The sequence below is a fragment of the Pantoea sp. R102 genome (assembly GCF_004916815.1).
In the GTDB taxonomy this organism is placed as follows: Bacteria; Pseudomonadota; Gammaproteobacteria; order Enterobacterales; family Enterobacteriaceae; genus Pantoea; species Pantoea dispersa.
Genome location: NZ_SDFT01000302.1, coordinates 1 through 1,012 on the forward strand (window position 1 = coordinate 1; position 1,012 = coordinate 1,012).

The 1,012-nt window shown below is 56.3% G+C and carries 1 protein-coding gene and 1 pseudogene; both read left to right on the plus strand.

All coding sequences use genetic code 11. The features are described 5' to 3' along the window. Positions 1-554 (plus strand): cell envelope integrity protein TolA (gene tolA, locus ERD80_RS22175; protein WP_136548579.1); only part of this gene is annotated, 554 nt, incomplete at its 5' end. 116 nt (positions 555-670) lie between these two features. Next, a pseudogene (gene tolB / locus ERD80_RS22180) lies at positions 671-1,012 on the plus strand (Tol-Pal system protein TolB); the annotation flags it as partial.

Below are 1,012 nucleotides of genomic sequence, written 5' to 3' on the forward strand. Positions count from 1 at the left end.
AGGAAGCCAAAGAGAAAGCTGCGGAAGCCGCGAAAGAGAAAGCGGCCGCCGAAGCCAAAGCGAAAGCTGAGGCAGCAGCCAAAGCCAAAGCGGATGCGGCGGCGAAAGCTAAAGCGGCCGCCGATGCGAAGAAGAAAGCGGCTGCCGAAGCGGCGAAGAACGAGAGCGATGTGGATGATCTGTTAGGCGGTCTCTCTTCCGGTAAGAATGCGCCGAAAAGCGGCGCCGCTTCCGGTGGTGGCGCGGCGGCAGGTCAGGGCAATCAGAAGAAGGCGGGTGCCTCAGGTGCTGAAGTGAATGCGTATCTGGGACAGATTACCAGTGCGATTCAAAGCCGCTTCTACGATGCCGATCTGTATCGCGGTAAAAGCTGCGATCTGCGGATTAAACTGGCACCGGATGGTTTGCTGATTGACGTGAAAGCTGAAGGCGGCGATCCGGCGCTGTGTCAGGCGGCGATTACCGCAGCGAAGCAGGCACGCATTCCGAAGCCGCCTTCGCAGGCAGTATATGAAGTGTTTAAGAACGCACCGATGCGTTTCAAACCAGAATAATGCAGTAACGTACGGCAGGTTGAACTAAGGTTAGCTTGCCGTACTCTATGAGTACTCGTGTTTTTTCAGGAACTGTGCGAATTATCATGAACTCAGGTTCAGATAAGGGAGATAAGATGAAGCAGGCACTTCGTGTAACCTTAGGTTTTTTTGTACTGCTGTGGGCAGCGATGCTGCACGCGGAAGTACGCATTGAAATTACGCAGGGCGTGAACACCGCGCGCCCAATTGGTGTGGTGCCGTTCCAGTGGGCCGGTCCGGGCGCTGCACCTGAAGATATTGGTGGCATCGTCGCAGCAGACTTACGTAACAGCGGTAAATTCAACCCGCTGGATCGTTCTCGTCTGCCACAGCAGCCGACCAGCGCACAGGAAGTACAGCCTGCCGCGTGGAGCGCACTGGGTATTGATGCCGTGGTAGTCGGGCAGGTTACGCCGAACGCCGATGGCAGCTACCAG